The organism is Streptomyces sp. NBC_01296, assembly GCF_035984415.1.
In the GTDB taxonomy this organism is placed as follows: domain Bacteria; phylum Actinomycetota; class Actinomycetes; order Streptomycetales; family Streptomycetaceae; genus Streptomyces.
Map to the genome: position 1 here is coordinate 4038105 of NZ_CP130720.1, position 16339 is coordinate 4054443.

The 16339-nt window shown below is 71.8% G+C and carries 17 protein-coding genes; 8 read left to right on the forward strand and 9 right to left on the reverse strand.

Features of this window, described 5'->3' with window-relative positions:
- Positions 1–13: 13 nt before the first annotated feature.
- Positions 14–1282, forward strand: a complete 1269-nt coding sequence (locus OG299_RS18105) for a LamG domain-containing protein (RefSeq protein ID WP_327362006.1) — start codon at positions 14–16, stop codon at positions 1280–1282.
- A gap of 15 nt (positions 1283–1297) precedes the next feature.
- Here the strand turns inward: OG299_RS18105 and OG299_RS18110 are convergent, their stop codons facing one another.
- Both OG299_RS18110 and OG299_RS18115 read right to left on the reverse strand, forming a co-directional pair.
- The gene (locus OG299_RS18110) at positions 1298–1912 is read right to left on the reverse strand and encodes a M23 family metallopeptidase (protein ID WP_327362007.1); all 615 of its coding nucleotides are present in this window, start codon (positions 1910–1912) and stop codon (positions 1298–1300) included.
- Positions 1913–2270: 358 nt separating this feature from the next.
- Positions 2271–4796 carry an ATP-dependent Clp protease ATP-binding subunit gene (locus OG299_RS18115; protein ID WP_266626834.1) on the reverse strand — a complete coding sequence of 842 codons (2526 nt, stop codon included), beginning with the start codon at positions 4794–4796 and terminating at the stop codon, positions 2271–2273.
- Positions 4797–5247: 451 nt separating this feature from the next.
- On the opposite strand from OG299_RS18115, the gene OG299_RS18120 reads away from it, so the two are divergent.
- Positions 5248–5838 (forward strand): SCO3374 family protein, encoded by a 591-nt coding sequence (locus tag OG299_RS18120; RefSeq protein ID WP_266626836.1) that lies wholly within the window; start codon positions 5248–5250, stop codon positions 5836–5838.
- A gap of 35 nt (positions 5839–5873) precedes the next feature.
- Here the strand turns inward: OG299_RS18120 and OG299_RS18125 are convergent, their stop codons facing one another.
- From OG299_RS18125 to OG299_RS18155, 7 genes are all read right to left on the reverse strand, one after another.
- A complete protein-coding gene (locus tag OG299_RS18125) occupies positions 5874–6209 on the reverse strand; it encodes a histone-like nucleoid-structuring protein Lsr2 (protein WP_266626838.1) in 336 nt (111 codons plus the stop codon).
- A gap of 165 nt (positions 6210–6374) precedes the next feature.
- On the reverse strand, positions 6375–6905 hold the full coding sequence (locus OG299_RS18130; protein WP_266626840.1) for an amino-acid N-acetyltransferase: 531 nt from the start codon (positions 6903–6905) through the stop codon (positions 6375–6377).
- Positions 6906–6914: 9 nt separating this feature from the next.
- Positions 6915–7430, reverse strand: a complete 516-nt coding sequence (locus OG299_RS18135; protein WP_327362008.1) for a BlaI/MecI/CopY family transcriptional regulator — start codon at positions 7428–7430, stop codon at positions 6915–6917.
- A 150-nt stretch (positions 7431–7580) separates the two neighbouring features.
- Complete coding sequence (locus OG299_RS18140; protein ID WP_030300685.1) at positions 7581–7754, reverse strand: hypothetical protein; 174 nt, start codon at positions 7752–7754, stop codon at positions 7581–7583.
- Between the two features lie 13 nt (positions 7755–7767).
- Positions 7768–8379, reverse strand: coding sequence for a hypothetical protein (locus OG299_RS18145; protein ID WP_327364544.1), 612 nt, complete (start codon positions 8377–8379; stop codon positions 7768–7770).
- A gap of 95 nt (positions 8380–8474) precedes the next feature.
- A complete protein-coding gene (locus OG299_RS18150) occupies positions 8475–8660 on the reverse strand; it encodes a DUF397 domain-containing protein (RefSeq protein ID WP_266626844.1) in 186 nt (61 codons plus the stop codon).
- 138 nt (positions 8661–8798) lie between these two features.
- Positions 8799–9920: a threonine aldolase family protein gene (locus OG299_RS18155; protein ID WP_327362009.1), complete on the reverse strand. Its 1122-nt coding sequence runs from the start codon at positions 9918–9920 to the stop codon at positions 8799–8801.
- 98 nt (positions 9921–10018) lie between these two features.
- On the opposite strand from OG299_RS18155, the gene OG299_RS18160 reads away from it, so the two are divergent.
- The 6 genes from OG299_RS18160 to OG299_RS18185 all read left to right on the forward strand — a co-directional run bounded on the left by OG299_RS18160 (position 10019) and on the right by OG299_RS18185 (position 16338).
- Positions 10019–10924 carry a Rossmann-like and DUF2520 domain-containing protein gene (locus OG299_RS18160; RefSeq protein WP_266626847.1) on the forward strand — a complete coding sequence of 302 codons (906 nt, stop codon included), beginning with the start codon at positions 10019–10021 and terminating at the stop codon, positions 10922–10924.
- The gene (gene panC / locus OG299_RS18165) at positions 10921–11931 is read left to right on the forward strand and encodes a pantoate--beta-alanine ligase (protein ID WP_266626849.1); all 1011 of its coding nucleotides are present in this window, start codon (positions 10921–10923) and stop codon (positions 11929–11931) included. Before OG299_RS18160 ends, panC begins: the two co-directional genes overlap by 4 nt.
- Positions 11928–13661, forward strand: a complete 1734-nt coding sequence (locus OG299_RS18170; RefSeq protein WP_327362011.1) for an L-aspartate oxidase — start codon at positions 11928–11930, stop codon at positions 13659–13661. Before panC ends, OG299_RS18170 begins: the two co-directional genes overlap by 4 nt.
- A complete protein-coding gene (gene nadC / locus OG299_RS18175; protein ID WP_389412918.1) occupies positions 13658–14656 on the forward strand; it encodes a carboxylating nicotinate-nucleotide diphosphorylase in 999 nt (332 codons plus the stop codon). Before OG299_RS18170 ends, nadC begins: the two co-directional genes overlap by 4 nt.
- Positions 14656–15465, forward strand: coding sequence for a type III pantothenate kinase (locus tag OG299_RS18180; RefSeq protein ID WP_327362012.1), 810 nt, complete (start codon positions 14656–14658; stop codon positions 15463–15465). Before nadC ends, OG299_RS18180 begins: the two co-directional genes overlap by 1 nt.
- A 135-nt stretch (positions 15466–15600) precedes the next feature.
- Positions 15601–16338 carry a GntR family transcriptional regulator gene (locus OG299_RS18185; protein WP_053787265.1) on the forward strand — a complete coding sequence of 246 codons (738 nt, stop codon included), beginning with the start codon at positions 15601–15603 and terminating at the stop codon, positions 16336–16338.
- The last annotated feature ends 1 nt before the right edge of the window (position 16339 follow it).

Consider the following 16339-nt stretch of genomic DNA (forward strand, 5'->3'; position numbering starts at 1 on the left):
TAGCATCCGTGGCATGACCGACGGTACGAATCCCCCCAGCAACCCGCAGCCCGAGCCCGCCCCCGGGAACGGGGGCTACGGGTTCCCGCCGGTCCCGCCGGCCCCCGCGGCCGGCTACGGCTACCCGCCCGGCACCCCGGCGCCGGGTGGCGGCGGCAGCTTCGGCCCGCCGCCGGGCGCGCCCGCGGGTGGCGGCGGCTACGGCTACCCGCAGGCGGATGCACAGCCCGGCGCTCAGCCCGGCCCGTACCAGCAGGCTCCGGCCCCGCCCGCCGCGCCGCAGCAGTGGGCCCAGGGGCTCCCGAACATGGGCGGGCCGGCCGCGCCCGGCGCCGCGGGCCCCGGGCTCCCCGGGCCGTTCGCGCCGCAGTCGGACCAGCCGGACTGGGAGGCCATGGCCGACCGCTCGGCGGCCGAGAAGCGCAAGAAGCGGCTGTGGATGATCGGCGCCGCGGTGACCGTACTGGCGCTGCTCGCCGGTGGTGGAACGTTCCTGCTGCTGGGCGGCGACGACAAGGGCGAGAACGCGGCGAAGGACGACACGCCGTCCCCGACCGCGCCGCCCACGCCCTCCCCTACCGGGTCGAAGAGCAAGACCCCGGTCGACAACACCCCGACCGTCAAGGACGACCCGACGCAGATCCGGGACCGCAGCGGAAAGGCTCCGCTGAAGATGGGCCCGGACGCCGGGGTCTTCCCGATCGAGAAGCGCTTCGAGATCCGGACGAAGGGCAACGAGAACTCGTACGCCGAGTCCGCGAAGCGCGTCGTGGACACGTCCAAGAGCTTCACCGTCTCGGCGCACGTCTGGAACCGCGCCCCGAAGGGCCGCCAGATCGCCGTCAGCCAGGGCAACGAGAAGTCCTTCTCGTTCGAGCTGGGGCTGGACCAGGTGAACGGCAAGCCGACGTGGGTCTTCCGCGTCCAGACGGGCGACCAGGGCGCTGAGGCGACCGCGGTGACCGTGACCGGCGAGAGCCCCAAGATGGAGAAGACCTTCTCCACCCTGACCGGGACCTACGACGCGGAGCGCAAGCAGATCGCCCTCTACGTCAACGGCAAGAAGACCGGCGAGGCCCCCGTCCCCGGCGTCTTCCAGGCACAGGGCCCGCTGCAGCTGGCGCGCTCGCGCCACGAGGACAAGTGGACCGCGCCGTGGAGCGGGGCCATGGAGACCGTGCAGACCTACGACGTGGTGCTCTCGCCCGCCCAGATCGACACCCTCAAGCCGGGCAGGGTCGACGCGGCGGCGAAGCCGACGGGCTCCTGGCTCCTGTACTGACCGTGGTCAGAGGGCTCAGACGGTGACGCCGGCGTTGCGCAGGAACGCGACCGGGTTCACGGCCGAGCCGTAGTTCGGGGTGGTCCGGATCTCGAAGTGGAGGTGCGGGCCGCTCGAGTTGCCGGTGTTGCCGGACAGCGCGACCTGCTTGCCCTTGGAGACCTTCTGGCCGATCCGGACCTGGATCTTCGAGAGGTGCGCGTACTGCGAGTACGTGTTGTTCGCGTGCTTGATCACGATGGCGTTGCCGTACGCCGGGCCGTCGCCGCCGCCGTTCGGGCCGGCCTTGACGACGACGCCCGCGGAGGCGGCCTTGACCGGGGTGCCGACGGGGCAGGCGAAGTCCTGGCCCGAGTGCTTGTGGGACCACATGGTGCCGCCCTTGCCGAAGGTCGCGGAGAGCGTGTAGCTGGCGACCGGCTTCTGCCAGGCGGCGGCCTTCTTGGCGGCGACGGAGCCCTGGGCCGCGGCCTGGGCCGCGACGATCCCGGCGGTCCCGGTCAGGGCGGTCTGCGGGGCCGTGTCGGCGAAGGCGGCGGTCGTCCCGGCCCCGAGAGCCAGGGCCGCACCGACAGCGGTGGCGCCGATGGCGAGACGGGTACGACGGGTGCTGACGCGCTTCGCGAACATGTAAGGAGACCTCCGGGCCGGGGACAAGGGCGGTTCTGGCATGAAGTCACCCGGCACGCTGGGTAGCGGATGCCGGGCTTGCCCATCCTTGGTAACCCGTGTCCCTCCACATCCCCAAACGTCCCGTTTACTACCGGGGCTCGTAGGCCCGGGAGGTGTGACGCAGCCGGTTGACCGCATCCCTGCTGGGCCGAGGGTGTGGGCCAGACGGGGCAAAACGGACATCGAATCTACGAGTCGCCCTAGTAGGTCCGATTTGCCCTGTGCGGCTTGTCACCGTGCACGCAAGCCAAAGGGGCGGCCCCGGAACCTTTCGGTTCCGGGGCCGCCCCTTTGTCGTTCTCCCCGCGGGCAGCGGTTACGCGCCCTTGCTCAGGTCCGGGCCGGAGCCCGAGGCCTCGATCGGGGGGAGGTCCGGCAGAGCCGACTTCTCCTCGCCGCGGAAGGTGAACTTGGCTTCTTCGCCGTCGCCCTCCTTGCCCACGACCACGATGTGGCCGGGCCGCAGCTCGCCGAAGAGGATCTTCTCCGACAGGATGTCCTCGATCTCGCGCTGGATGGTCCGGCGCAGCGGCCGGGCACCCAGGATCGGGTCGTAGCCGCGCTTGGCGAGCAGGAGCTTCGCGTCGCCGCTCAGCTCGATGCCCATGTCGCGGTCCTTCAGGCGCTCGTCGACCTTGGCGATCATGAGGTCGACGATCTGGATGATGTCTTCCTCGGTGAGCTGGTGGAAGACGACCGTGTCGTCGACGCGGTTGAGGAACTCGGGCCGGAAGTGCTGCTTGAGCTCTTCGTTGACCTTCGCCTTCATCCGGTCGTAACCGGTCTTGGTGTCGCCCACGGCGGCGAAGCCGAGGTTGAAGCCCTTCGAGATGTCCCGGGTACCCAGGTTGGTCGTCATGATGATGACCGTGTTCTTGAAGTCCACGACCCGGCCCTGGGAGTCGGTCAGGCGACCGTCCTCCAGGATCTGGAGAAGGGAATTGAAGATATCCGGGTGGGCCTTCTCGACCTCGTCGAAGAGGACGACGGAGAACGGCTTGCGGCGCACCTTCTCGGTGAGCTGGCCGCCCTCTTCGTAGCCCACGTAGCCGGGGGGCGAACCGAAGAGGCGAGAAACCGTGTGCTTCTCGCTGAACTCCGACATGTCGAGGGAGATCAGCGCGTCCTCGTCGCCGAAGAGGAATTCGGCGAGCGTCTTGGAGAGCTCGGTCTTACCGACACCGGACGGGCCGGCGAAGATGAACGAGCCACCCGGGCGCTTCGGGTCCTTCAGACCCGCACGGGTACGGCGGATCGCCTGGGAGAGCGCCTTGATGGCGTCCTTCTGGCCGATGACCCGACGGTGGAGCTCGTCCTCCATGCGGAGCAGTCGCGAGGACTCCTCCTCGGTGAGCTTGAAGACGGGAATGCCGGTCGCGGTCGCGAGGACCTCGGCGATGAGCTCGCCGTCGACCTCGGCGACGACGTCCATGTCGCCGGCCTTCCATTCCTTCTCGCGCTTGGCCTTCGCCGCCAGCAGCTGCTTCTCCTTGTCACGGAGAGAAGCCGCCTTCTCGAAGTCCTGGGAGTCGATGGCCGACTCCTTGTCGCGGCGCACGCCCGCGATCTTCTCGTCGAACTCGCGGAGGTCCGGCGGCGCGGTCATCCGGCGGATGCGCATCCGGGAACCGGCCTCGTCGATCAGGTCGATCGCCTTGTCCGGCAGGAAGCGGTCCGAGATGTACCGGTCGGCCAGCGTCGCCGCCTGGACGAGGGCCTCGTCCGTGATGGAGACGCGGTGGTGGGCCTCGTAGCGGTCGCGCAGGCCCTTGAGGATCTCGATCGTGTGGGGGAGGGAAGGCTCCGCCACCTGGATCGGCTGGAAGCGGCGCTCGAGGGCCGCGTCCTTCTCGAGGTGCTTGCGGTACTCGTCAAGCGTCGTGGCACCGATGGTCTGGAGCTCACCACGGGCCAGCATGGGCTTGAGGATGCTGGCGGCGTCGATCGCGCCCTCGGCGGCACCCGCACCCACGAGGGTGTGGAGCTCGTCGATGAACAGGATGATGTCGCCGCGGGTGCGGATCTCCTTGAGCACCTTCTTCAGGCGCTCTTCGAAGTCACCGCGGTAGCGGGAACCGGCGACCAGGGCACCCAGGTCAAGCGTGTAGAGGTGCTTGTCCTTGAGGGTCTCGGGGACCTCGCCCTTGACGATCGCCTGGGCCAGGCCCTCGACGACGGCGGTCTTGCCGACGCCGGGCTCGCCGATGAGGACCGGGTTGTTCTTGGTACGGCGGGACAGGACCTGCATGACCCGCTCGATCTCCTTCTCGCGCCCGATGACCGGGTCGAGCTTGGATTCGCGGGCGGCCTGCGTGAGATTGCGGCCGAACTGGTCCAGGACGAGGGAGGTCGAGGGGGTGCCCTCGGCCGGGCCGCCGGCCGTGGCCGACTCCTTGCCTCCGCCGGAGTAGCCGGAGAGCAGCTGGATGACCTGCTGCCGGACTCGGTTGAGATCGGCGCCCAGCTTCACCAGGACCTGGGCGGCGACGCCCTCGCCCTCGCGAATGAGGCCGAGCAGGATGTGCTCGGTGCCGATGTAGTTGTGGCCGAGCTGGAGGGCCTCTCGGAGCGAAAGCTCCAGGACCTTCTTCGCCCGCGGGGTGAAGGGGATGTGGCCGGACGGGGCCTGCTGCCCCTGGCCGATGATCTCCTCAACCTGCTGGCGAACAGCCTCGAGCGAAATCCCGAGGCTCTCCAGGGCCTTAGCGGCGACACCCTCACCCTCGTGGATCAAGCCCAGGAGGATGTGCTCGGTGCCGATGTAGTTGTGGTTGAGCATCCGGGCTTCTTCCTGAGCCAGGACGACAACCCGCCGCGCGCGGTCGGTGAACCTCTCGAACATCGTTTATCGCTCCTCAGAGCGGTCGGGCAGTTCGGGGTCGGTCCCCGCCCTGTCCTTCCGCATGCTAGTCCCGCGGGGCGGGACAGCTCATTCCAACTGCCGACATCCGTCCGCGGCTCACCCCCACGTCAGTGGGGAAAACCGGCTTCAACTGCCGACAACTGCTCCAACCCGATGGTGCGAGACGATGTTCCCGCAGGCCAGGCAGATACCCGTCACACGTGTACGCCGATGGCGAACGGAAGCTGCCCAAAACAGCGTGTCGCCCCGATCCACTAGGAATGTCTTACCCGTAAGGACCGACACTCCATGCCGGTGGCACCGGTTCCCTCCGCTACGGGCGAACACGATTGCGTCCCGAATGTGGGACTCCACCCCGTCGGATGTTTACGTTCCGCATTGAGACCGGCGCGCAGCGTAACTCCACGGCGCCATCGGAGTTGCTCCGGGCATGGCCGTCACCGTTCCGCTGCCCCGCGTCGCGCCCGAGCATTCACCCGCGGATTCGCCCTGGGGCGCGTACGCGTCCTGGTACGAGGAGGTGCTCGGCTGGGCCGTGGTGGGCGGGCCGCCCGCCCAGCTGGTCACCGGGGCCCGGTTCGACGTACTGGAGCTGCCGGCCGATGCGGGGACGGAGCTGCTGCGCAGGCCGGTCGCCACGGGCCCGGTGGCGCTCACGGGGCGCAGGATGCGGTTCCTGGTGGCCGCGGGGAGCGCGGACGAGCTGGAGGGTCTGCTCGACTGGCTGGAGTGGGGCGGGGTCGCCCTCGATCTCACCGCCCTGGGTGCCGGCGGCCGGATCACGGCCCCGGTTCCGCCGGGACGCCCGGAGGGAAGTCCCCGGGGGGCCGCCGTGTGGCTGCGACCCCCCGAGCAGGGGTGTGAGGCATTGCTGCCGTCCCTGCCCGGCCCCGGGCAGGGTGCCGGTCCCCGGCACGGTGGTGCCGGGCCCGATCTCGTACGCCTGGTCGCCGCGGCGGCGACGGAATGCCACCGGGCGCGCCTGTGGCGGCGTACGCCCCCGAGGAGCGCCGCGGCCTGACCCTGCGCGGGCCGGCCGGGTCAGACCCTGACGGGTCAGGCCCGGTTCTCGTAGGCCTCGCGGATCTCCTGCGGGACGCGCCCGCGGTCGTTGACGCTCATGCCCTGGGCCTTGGCCCACGCGCGGATCTCGGCGGTGTCCGGGTTGCCGGACGTCGCGGCCGTCCGCGTCTTGGCGCGGCCGCCGGAAGCGCGGCCACCGGTGCGGCGGGCGCCCTTGACGTAGTCGGCGAGCGCGGAGCGCAGCTTCTCCGCGTTGGCGGTGGTGAGGTCGATCTCGTAGGTCTTGCCATCCAGAGCGAACGTCACGGTCTCGTCCGCCTCGCCACCGTCGAGGTCGTCGACAAGAAGGACCTGAACCTTCTGTGCCACCGGGATTTCCTTTCATCGAAAAGCAGTACGCGGAAAGGAAACCGCTTTTCCCTGGAAAACACAAACCCCCGGGGAGAGGTTCGAGACCGCAACGCGGCGGGAAACGTGCGCGATTCGGACATAGGCCACAGGTGCGCGGAGCACGGGAAAAGCCGCCGTGATCGTTCAGAGGTGCAGAAGCATCCGGCTGTTGCCCAAGGTGTTCGGCTTCACTCGTTCGAGACCGAGGAACTCGGCGACGCCCTCGTCATAGGAACGCAGGAGCTCCATGTAGACATCGGTCTCGACCGGGGTCTCGCCGATCTCGACGAAGCCGTGCTTCGCGAAGAAGTCCACTTCGAAGGTCAGGCAGAAAACCTTCCGGACACCCAGCGCGCGGGCGGTGTCCAACAACTGCCCGAGCAGCTGATGGCCGACTCCGGCCCCCTTCAACTCGCGGTCGACGGCGAGAGTGCGTACTTCGGCGAGGTCTTCCCACATGACGTGGAGAGCGCCGCAGCCCACCACCTGGCCGTCGGAGTCGTGTTCCGCGACCCAGAACTCCTGGATGTCCTCGTAAAGGACGACCGGGGCTTTGTCGAGGAGGATCCGCTGCTGCACGTACTGGTCGAGCAGGCGCCGCAGCGCGGGAACATCGCCGGTGCGGGCACGGCGGATCGTCACTGTTTTTGCCTGTGCAGCGGAAAACTCACCCATGCCCGGACGCTATCGCCCCGACTCGGTCCCGCGCCCGGCGGAGTCCCCTTCGGCGGGGAGGACTTCGGGGGGCGCCGCGGCAGGGGCTCCGGCGGGGGGCTGCGCCGCAGATCCGGCGGTCGCCCCCGCTGCCGGCTCCGCAGCGGGTTCGACGGCCGACCCGTCGTCGTACCCGACGATGCGGAAGGCGTCCCGGAGGGCGTCGCGCTGTTCCGCGGACATCATGCCGAAGAAGGCGACGAGGGCGGCCGCGGGGTTGTCGCTCGTCGACCAGGCTTCGTTCATCAGTGCGGCCGAGTAGGCGGCGCGGGTGGAGACCGCGGTATATCGATAGGCGCGGCCTTCGGCTTCCCGGCGGACCCAGCCCTTCTGATGGAGATTGTCCATAACCGTCATGACGGTGGTGTACGCGATGGACCGTTCCTGCTGGAGGTCTTCCAGGACTTCACGAACAGTGACCGGGCGGTTCCACTGCCACACCCGCGTCATGACCGCGTCTTCGAGTTCTCCCAGGGGGCGAGGCACAACAGCACGATAGTGCGGAATGTGCGGAATTGCCCGGCTATTCGGAACGCAACGCTCAACAAAATCGGGCGTACGGCTCTCGAAGCCGTACGCCCTGCCGGTCCGCTGCCTCGGCGCCTTGGCGCCTCGATGCCCTGGCCGGCCGTGGTGCTACTTCCCGGGCTGGGACTGCCGGGCGGCCTCGGCGCGGGCGATCACGGCGTCGACCGCCGCGTCTTCCTTGGCCTTGTTGGCGCCGCCCTGGCTCTTCACGATCGTCACGACGAGCGCGATGAAGAAGCCGGCCATCACTACGGGGGGCACGAGCGCGGAAACGTAGTCCATGCCCCCAGCGTAGCTACCCGGCCGCGAGCCCGGCCGACGGGGGCGGGGTGGGCTTGCGGCGCGGCGGGAACACCTCGCCGGGGGTCGGGATGGGCCGCTCGGAGGGACGTTCGGGGCGCGGCGGCTCCTTGGGGGCCGGGGCGGGCCGGGCGGGCTCCTCCTTGCCGTCCTTGCCGTCCTTGGCCGCGCAGGCGCCCGCGGCGTCCTTGCCGCCGGCCAGGGCGAGCAGCCGGGTCCGGGGCGCCGGCGTGATCGAGAGCCGCCGCCGTACGGAGCGTTCGGCGATGCCCTGGCAGCGTTCCAGCAGCGCCGCCGCGACCGGGTTGGCCCGCAGGGCGCGCAGGGCCGCGAGGTCGTCGGGCGCGGGCTCGTACCCCGCGGCCAGGGCGTCCTGGAGCAGCTCCAGGTATCCGGAGAGGCTGCCGGGCAGGGCGCCGCGGTAGCGGACGAGGTCGGCGAGGAGGAACTCTCTGAGCCGCCCCGCCTCCTGGACCGCGTCGTCCACCGACTGCGCGAGGCGCAGGCAGTCCTGGACCTCGGAGGTCGTCAGGGGGGCCGTGGAGGACTGGAGGGCGTGGGCGAGCGTTCGCCTGAGCACGTGCAGCTCGGCGGCGCTGAACGCCATGCCGCCGCGGGATCCGTAGGGCGTGGGCATGGGCCGAAGATACGCGCTAATCGGACAAAATCCCCTGAGCGGCGTGATTCCGGGCGCGCCGACGTTTACCCGTCCGCTTTGACGGCGTCAAGGAAGTCCGCCCAGGCGGACTGGGTCGTGGCCAGAATCAGATGCGCCGGGTCGGCCCGGTCGGCCACGCGGACGAGGTGGCCGGGGGCCGCGGAGACGTAGACGCAGGCGTCTCCTTCGCCGCAGTACGTGGACTTCTGCCAGGCGGGGTGAGCGGTCATGGTTTCTCTCCTCCGGGGGACGGCTCCTTGCTTCCCGTGGAGGGACGGTAACGCCGAGGAGGCCCGGCGCCGACGACTTCGGCGGAATTCGGTACATCCTCGTTGCATTCACCAACCCCGGGTCCCCTCTCCCACCCCCTACGGGCGGAGGCGGGCCGTGAAGGCCTCGACCGCCGCGGCCACGTCCTCCGGGGTCCAGGTGAGGCCCGGGGAGGTGATCTCCAGCTCCGTCGCCGAGACGCCCGGGACCACCGTCGCCGACCACCTGCGGAAGAGGACCGTGCCCGTCTCCTCCGCCAGGCGGATCCCCGCCTCCGTCAGGCGGTCCGCCTCGTACGGCAGCCACACCTGGAACTGGTGCGTGTGCGGGGTCTGCGGGTTGATCCGGAACCAGGGGACCCCGGCCGACTCCAGCGCGGACCCCAGCGCCGCCGCCACCACGCGCGCCTGGGCCACGTACGACGGGAGGCGCGGGAGCTCCCGGTCCAGGCCGGCCAGCGCCGACAGCGCCTGCGGGAACTGGCGGAAGATCTGGCCCCCGTACCGGTGGCGCCAGACCTTCGCCTCCGAGATCAGCGAGGAGGAGCCCGCCAGGGCCGCGCCGCTCAGGCCGCCCAGGGACTTGTAGAAGGACACGTACACCGAATCCGCGAGCCCCGCGATCTCCGGCAGCGGCCGCCCGAAGTGCACCGTCGACTCCCACAGCCGGGCCCCGTCGAAGTGCACCACCGCGTCCCGTTCGCGGGCCGCCCCGACCAGCGCCTCCAGCTCCTCCCAGGTGGGGAGCAGGAAGCCCGCGTCGCGCAGCGGGAGCTCCAGCATCAGCGTGCCGAAGGGCTCGGGCAGGTCCGCGACCTCCTCGGCCGTGGGCTGGCGCGGGTCCTTCGTCGGGTGCACCGTCCGCAGGCCGGAGACCAGCGACAGCGCACCGCCCTCCCACAGCTCCGGATGGCTCATCGGGTGCAGCGCCACCACCGGGTTCCCGGTCCGCCCCGCCCAGCAGCGCAGCGCGATCTGCTGGGCCATCGTCCCCGACGGGAAGAACGCCGCGTCCTCGGTGCCCAGCAGCTCCGCGACCCGGTGCTCGAGCCGGGTCACCGCGCCGTCCCCGTACAGGTCGGCCGGCTCGTCGGGATCCGGCGCCGCCAGACCGGACAGCAGCTCACCGACCGTCGCCTCGCGCAGGCTGCGGGAGAGCATCCGCTCGGCCCCGCGTCCCGCCGCCACCAGCCGCTCCGTCAGATCGTCTTCACCAGTCATGCCCCCGATCATCGCCGACCGGCCAACACGCCCAGGGGCTAGCATGGCGGCGTATCGTCCGGTACCCCCCGCGGACTGGAACGGAAGGCCCTCCCCGCGTGAACTCATCCCAGCAACCGCGCCCCGCCCGGCTCACCGTCGGCGTCGTCGGCGCCGGCCGGGTCGGCCCCGCGCTGGCCCGCGCGCTCCAGCAGGCCGGGCACCGGCCGGTCGCCGTGTCCGGCGTCTCCGACGCCTCCCGCCGCCGCGCCGAGCGGATGCTGCCCGACGTGCCGCTCGTACCGCCCGCGCAGGTGCTGGAGCTGGCCGACCTGGTGCTGCTGACCGTGCCCGACGACGCGCTGCCGTCGCTCGTCGAGGGGCTCGCCGAGACCGGCGCCATCCGGCCCGGCCAGCTCCTCGTGCACACCTCCGGGCGGTACGGGACCGCCGTGCTGGACCCGGCCCGCCGCGCGGGCGCGCTCCCGCTGGCCCTGCACCCCGCGATGACCTTCACGGGCACCGAGGTCGACGTCCAGCGGCTCGCCGGCTGCTCGTTCGGCGTCACGGCCCCCGAGGAGCTGCGGCTCGCTGCCGAAGCCCTGGTGATCGAGATGGGCGGGGAGCCCGAGTGGATCGCGGAGGAGAACCGTCCGCTCTACCACGCGGCCCTCGCCCTCGGCGCGAACCACCTGGTCACCCTGGTCGCCCAGGCCATGGAGCTGCTGCACAAGGCCGGGGTCGAGCACCCCGACCGGATGCTCGGCCCGCTCCTCGGCGCGGCCCTCGACAACGCCTTGCGCTCGGGTGACGCCGCCCTGACCGGCCCGGTGGCCCGCGGCGACGCCGGCACCGTCGCCGCGCACGTCTCGGAGCTGCGCAAGCACGCCCCGGCCTCGGTCGCCGGGTACCTGGCGATGGCCCGCACCACCGCCGACCGGGCCCTCGCGCACGGCCTGCTCAAGCCCGAACTCGCCGAAGATCTGCTCGGCGTGCTCGCCGATCCCGAGGGTGGGGACCAGTGACCGAGCTGCTGCTGATCGACACCGCGCAGGAGCTGCACGAGCTCCCGCGCAGCGCCGACGGGCCCCGCGCCGTCGTGATGACCATGGGCGCCCTCCACGAGGGCCACGCCACCTTGATCCGCGCGGCCCGCGAACAGGCCGGGCCCCAGGGCCAGGTCGTGGTCACCGTCTTCGTGAACCCGCTGCAGTTCGGGGCGAACGAGGATCTCGACCGCTACCCGCGCACCCTCGACGCCGACCTGGAGATCGCCCGGGAGGCCGGCGCCGACGCGGTGTTCGCCCCGGCAGCCGACGAGGTCTATCCCGGCGGCGACCCCCAGGTGCGGGTCAGCGCCGGCCCGATGGGCGGGCGCCTCGAAGGGGCCACCCGGCCCGGCCACTTCGACGGCATGCTCACCGTCGTCGCCAAGCTGCTCCACCTCACCCGCCCCGACCTGGCCCTCTTCGGCCAGAAGGACGCGCAGCAACTCGCCCTGATCCGGCGGATGGTGACCGACCTGAACTTCCCCGTCGAGGTGGTCGGCGTACCGACCGTCCGCGAGGAGGACGGGCTCGCGCTGTCGTCCCGCAACCGGTACCTCTCCGCGCAGGAGCGCCGCAGCGCCCTGGCCCTGTCCCGGGCCCTGTTCGCCGGACAGGACCGGCTCGCCGCGCAGGCCGCGCTGCGCGCCCGCGCCGAGGCCTCCCCGGCCAGCGACGAGCGGGCCACCGCCCTGGCCCGGCTCGGCGAGATCCGGGCCTCTGCCGACGCCCACGCCGTGTCCGCCGCGTCCTCCGCGGGCACCGGCCTGCCGGAGGCCGTACGGGCCGCCGCCCGGCACGTCCTGGAGGAGGCGGGCCGGCACGATCCGCCGCTGCTGCTGGACTATCTGGCACTGGTGGATCCGCAGGACTTCACCGATGTCGGCCCCGACTTCACCGGGCAGGCCGTGCTGGCCGTCGCCGCGAAGGTGGGGACGACCCGGCTGATCGACAACATCCCATTGGAGTTCGGAGCACACACGTGAGCACCCCAGGCACAGGCACCGCCGGTACCGGCATACGGCTGCACGCCCCCGCCCCCGGCTGGGCCGTCGACGCCGACGTCGTGGTCGTCGGCTCCGGCGTCGCCGGCCTGACCGCCGCACTGCGCTGCGCCGCCGCGGGCCGCCGTACGGTCGTGGTCACCAAGGCCCGGCTCGACGACGGCTCCACCCGCTGGGCACAGGGCGGGATCGCCGCGGCGCTCGGCGACGGCGACACCCCCGAGCAGCACCTGGACGACACGCTGGTCGCGGGTGCCGGGCTGTGCGACGAGGGCGCCGTACGGCTCCTCGTCACCGAGGGACCGGACGCCGTGCGCCGCCTCATGGCCACCGGCGCGGTCTTCGACACCTCCGCCGAGACCGGTGAGATAGAGCTGACCCGCGAGGGCGGCCACCACCGCCGGCGGATCGCGCACGCGGGCGGCGACGCCACCGGCGCCGAGATCTCCCGGGCGCTCGTCGAGGCCGTCCAGGCGGCCGGCATCGAGACCGTCGAGAACGCCCTGGTACTGGACCTGCTGCAGGACGCGCAGGGCCGTACGGCCGGTGTCACCCTGCACGTCATGGGCGAGGGCCAGCACGACGGCGTCGGCGCGGTCCACGCGCCCGCCGTGATCCTGGCGACCGGCGGCATGGGCCAGGTCTTCTCGGCGACCACCAACCCGTCGGTGTCCACCGGCGACGGGGTGGCGCTCGCGCTGCGGGCCGGGGCCGAGGTCTCCGACCTGGAGTTCGTCCAGTTCCACCCGACCGTGCTGTTCCTGGGCCCGGACGCCGAGGGGCAGCAGCCCCTGGTGTCGGAGGCCGTCCGCGGCGAGGGCGCGTACCTGGTCGACGGCGACGGCGTCCGGTTCATGGTCGGGCAGCACGAGCTGGCCGAGCTGGCCCCCCGCGACATCGTCGCCAAGGGCATCATGCGCCGCATGCAGGAGCAGGGCGCGCAGCACATGTACCTGGACGCCCGGCACTTCGGCGCGCAGATGTGGGAGCAGCGCTTCCCGACCATCCTGGCCGCCTGCCGCTCCCACGGCATCGACCCGGTGACCGAGCCCATCCCGGTCGCGCCCGCCGCGCACTACGCCTCCGGCGGCGTACGGACCGACCTGCACGGCCGCAGCACCGTCCCCGGCCTGTACGCGTGCGGCGAGGTGGCGTGCACCGGCGTGCACGGCGCGAACCGGCTCGCGTCCAACTCCCTGCTGGAGGGGCTGGTCTTCGCCGAGCGGATCGCCGACGACATCGTCGCGGGCGCGGCCGCCGGCAACGGCCCGGGCATCCCGGTCCCCGCGACCGGCCCGCTGCAGCCCGCCGAGGCGCGGTACGAGGTCCAGCGCATCATGACGCAGGGCGCGGGCGTGCTCCGCTCCGCCGAGTCCCTGCGCACGGCGGCCGCCGCCCTCGAGGACCTCTACGCGACGGCCCTGACGGCGCTGGAGAGCGACGGCAAGACCGCCGTGCCCGGCACCGAGACCTGGGAGGCCACTAACCTGCTGTGCGTGGCCCGGGTCCTGGTCGCCGCCGCCCTGCGCCGCGAGGAGACCCGCGGCTGCCACTGGCGCGAGGACCACCCCGACCGGGACGACGCCGCCTGGCGCCGCCACCTCGTCGTCCGGCTGTCCGCCGCCGAGAAGCGGGCGCTGGTCGTCACCCCCACCGACTCCGCGGGCTTTCCGTCCGTACAGCACCCTTTGAGCCAGGAGCAGTCATCGTGAGCACCCCCGAACAGCACGACCACGAGCACGAGCACGCGGAGCTGCCGCTCCTCGACGAGTCCGCGGGCGGCTGCGGCGACGACTGCGGCTGCGGCGACGGCGAGGAGAGCGGCCTGGACCCGGCGCTGGCCCAGCTGCTGGCCGACGCCGGCCTGGACCCGATCGAGGTCGAGGACATCGCCCACATGGCGATCTCCGAGGACCTGGACGGCGGGGTCGACGTGACCACGGTGGCCACCGTCCCCGAGGACGCCGTCGCGCACGCCGACTTCACCGCCCGCGAGGCGGGCACGGTCGCCGGCCTGCGCGTCGCCGAGGCCGTCCTCTCGGTGGTCTGCGAGGACGAGTTCGAGGTCGAGCGGCACGTCGAGGACGGCGACCGCGTGCAGCCCGGCCAGGTGCTGCTGACGGTCAAGGCCCGCACCCGGGACCTGCTCACCGGCGAGCGCAGCGCGCTGAACCTGCTGTGCCTGATGTCGGGCATCGCGACGGCGACCCGCACCTGGGCCGACGAGCTGGAGGGCACGAAGGCGAAGGTCCGCGACACCCGCAAGACCACGCCGGGCCTTCGCTCCCTGGAGAAGTACGCGGTGCGCTGCGGCGGCGGCGTCAACCACCGGATGTCGCTGTCGGACGCGGCGCTGGTCAAGGACAACCACGTGATCGCGGCGGGCGGTGTCTCGGAGGCCTTCAAGGCCGTCCGCGAGCAGTTCCCCGACCTGCCGATCGAGGTCGAGGTGGACACCCTCCAGCAGGTGCGCGAGGCCCTGGACGCGGGCGCGGACCTGATCCTGCTCGACAACTTCACGCCGATCGAGACCGAGGAGGCCGTCGCGCTGGTCCACGGCCGCGCGGTGCTGGAGTCCTCGGGCCGCCTGACCATGGCCAACGCCCGTACGTACGCGGAGACGGGCGTCGACTACCTCGCGGTCGGCGGGCTCACGCACTCGTCCCCGATCCTGGACATCGGCCTGGACCTGCGCGAGGAGCGGTAATGCTGCTGACCATCGACGTCGGCAACACTCACACCGTGCTCGGCCTGTTCGACGGTGACGAGGTCGTCGAGCACTGGCGCATCTCGACCGACCCGCAGCGCACGGCCGACGAGATGGCCGTGCTCATGCAGGGGCTGATGGGCATGCACCCGATGCTCGGCAGCGAGCTCGGTGACGGCATCCACGGCATCTCGATCTGCTCGGCGGTGCCGTCGGTCCTGCACGAGCTCCGCGAGGTGACCCGCCGCTACTACGGCGACGTGCCCGCGGTGATCGTGGAGCCGGGCACCAAGACGGGCGTGCCGATCCTCATGGACAACCCCAAGGAGGTCGGCGCGGACCGCATCGTGAACGCGGTCGCGGTGGTCGAGCTCTACGGGGGCCCGGCGATCGTGGTCGACCTCGGTACGGCGACCACCTTCGACGCGGTGTCCGCGAAGGGCGAGTACGTGGGCGGGGTGATCTCCCCGGGCATCGAGATCTCGATGGAGGCCCTCGGCGTACGGGGCGCCCAGCTCCGCAAGATCGAGCTGGCGCGGCCGCGCAACGTGATCGGCAAGTCCACGGTCGAGGCGATGCAGTCGGGCGTGGTCTACGGCTTCGCGGGCCAGATCGACGGGGTGGTCACGCGGATGGCCAAGGAGCTGGCCGGCCCGCACGGCGACCCGAGCGACGTCCGCGTGATCGCCACGGGCGGCCTGGCGCCGATGGTCCTCGGCGAGTCCTCGGTCATCGACGACCACGAGCCGTGGCTGACGCTGATCGGGCTGCGCCTGGTCTACGAGCGCAACGCGCCGAACTTCGGCTGAGGCCCTGCGACGCCGCCGCCCGCCGGGCGGGCGGCGGCGTACTGCGACGTTTCACGCATCGCCGTTCTGAAGACTCGGGTTGGACCTGATGAATTAGCTTGGGCCCAACTCGTCGACAGGCACAGGACGGCGCATATGGCCCGGGACACGGCGTACTTGAAGGTGGCCGACGCGCTGCGCGCGCGGATCCGGGCCGAGGAGTGGCCCGTCGGCGCCAAGCTGCCGTCGCGGTCCCGGTTCGCCGAGGAGTACGCGGTCGGGCAGAGCGTCACGCAGCGCGCGCTGGAGCTGCTGATCATCGAGGGGCTCCTGGAAGGCCGCGCCGGCTCGGGCACGTACCGGTGCGAGCCGCGCGAGCGGCTGCGCATAGTCCGCTCCCGGCGGCGCCGGCTGGCCGGGCTCGGCGGCGCGGGCGTGACCTGGGAGTCGCATTCCGCCGCCCGTACGCCGGCACCGGAGCGGATCGCGGAGCGCCTCGCCGTCCCGCCGGGCGACCCGTGCGTGCTCACCACGTACGAGTTCCTGTCCGAGGGCCGGCCCGTGGAGATCTGCGAGTCCTGGGAGCCGATGGCGGTCACGGACGGCACTCCGGTGGTCCTGCCGGAGGCGGGCCCGTTCAAGGGCGCCGGGGTCATCGAGCGGATGCGCTCGATCGGCGTGCTGGTCGCCTCGTCGCTGGAGGTCCCCCGCCCGGCGCGGGCGAACCAGCGGCAGGCCAATCTGCTCGGCATCAGCGTCGGCGACCTGATCACCGAGATCGAGCGGACGTACTACGCGACGGACGGCCGGGCGGTGGAGACCGCCGACATCGTGGTCGCCGACCGCCGCTCCGAGATCGCGTACGAGATCGACTTCCATCCCGGGGACCGCTGAC